General features: G+C 32.0%; 2 protein-coding genes and 1 pseudogene. 1 reads left to right on the top strand and 2 read right to left on the bottom strand.

The genetic code is table 11. The annotated features are described in order from the left end of the window. Nucleotides 1-163 precede the first annotated feature (163 nt). On the top strand, nucleotides 164-298 hold the full coding sequence (locus CQZ94_RS32205; RefSeq protein WP_258166097.1) for a hypothetical protein: 135 nt from the start codon (nucleotides 164-166) through the stop codon (nucleotides 296-298). Nucleotides 299-574: 276 nt separating this feature from the next. Here the strand turns inward: CQZ94_RS32205 and CQZ94_RS30775 are convergent, their stop codons facing one another. Beyond that, complete coding sequence (locus tag CQZ94_RS30775; protein ID WP_016093974.1) at nucleotides 575-796, bottom strand: hypothetical protein; 222 nt, start codon at nucleotides 794-796, stop codon at nucleotides 575-577. Between the two features lie 225 nt (nucleotides 797-1021). After that, a pseudogene (locus CQZ94_RS30780) lies at nucleotides 1022-1116 on the bottom strand (IS6 family transposase); the annotation flags it as partial.

The following is a 1116-nucleotide window of genomic DNA, read 5'->3' on the forward strand; positions in this document are numbered from 1 at the left end:
CCCTTATTATAGTAAGCGCTTACATTTATAACAATACATTTCTATATGCAATATTACATATTTATACGTTTAGACAAAAATTAGACCTCTATTAGTCATTCCTTAATGGTATCATAGCGAGGTGAGAGTCTTTAAGGGTTCTCCTTAATAGGAGGAAACGGATATGGAAAGAGTGCAAGCGATTATTGACAGTAATCTGAAATTCAAGAGCTGGGTTAAACAGGTACTAGCTATAGGCGGAATATTAGGGTTCTTCTACTTGGTATTATATGTTTTATGTTTCTTAATTGTTATGTAAATATATACAACTATACTAGTGAAGCCTTACCTACAGAGGTAAGGCTCTTTTGTTGTATCTGAGGTGAATTTTTTTTGAGGTACTCCAAAATATTTGGTTGATGGGCATGTGGTTCTACTTCTATCACTGAAAGTAAACTAATATTCAAAAGTTTACTTTCGAAAGCAAAAAATACTCAAAAATCTCCACTTTTTTCGTTTCACTTCACCATTGACGAATGGATTTCGGCAGATGATGGCATGTCGCCAAGCCGAACATACTAAAAACAAGAGGATGTTAATAAAATGGAATTGTTGTAAAAGTAGTAGGATATATACTTTGAGATGTATATTCTATAGCTGGATAATATTGTATTGTTTCATGATAAGGTATAGCTGGATGATAATAGTATGGCATATGTTGCATTGCATGCTGCACTGCATGGATTGTTACTTGAGCTCCATGGAGTGAAAAAACTGGGCCTGCTTGTCTGTTTCCAATATAGTAAGGATTTATCATAATAATTCACCTCAGTTAAAAATAAATAAACATTTATATAATATGTCTAAAAATTAAACAAAGTGTTTAGTTTTAAATCAATGAAAAACAAACAAATCGTATAAAATCAGTATAGCTTGTCTGATAGATTCTTTTGGATGATATTGATTTTATAGATTAAAAATGGTTCTGGTGCAAAAAGATGATAAATAAAAAAGAATCAAGGATTCCTAACGGAATCACCTGTTAAGCAGTTAATCCAAACAGCTGGTTGATAAAAACATTCTGATTTTGGACAGACTGGTCCTGCAAATCAATTTGTTCTTTTTTGACCATATGCA

Origin of the sequence: Bacillus sp. MYb209, from assembly GCF_002975175.1 — a bacterium.
GTDB lineage: Bacteria > Bacillota > Bacilli > Bacillales > Bacillaceae_G > Bacillus_A.

Excerpts from the sequence above, each read along its gene's own strand:
- CQZ94_RS30775 (WP_016093974.1), bottom strand. The coding sequence starts at position 796 with ATGATAAATCCTTACTATATTGGAAACAGACAAGCAGGCCCAGTTTTT.
- CQZ94_RS32205 (WP_258166097.1), top strand. The coding sequence starts at position 164 with ATGGAAAGAGTGCAAGCGATTATTGACAGTAATCTGAAATTCAAGAGC.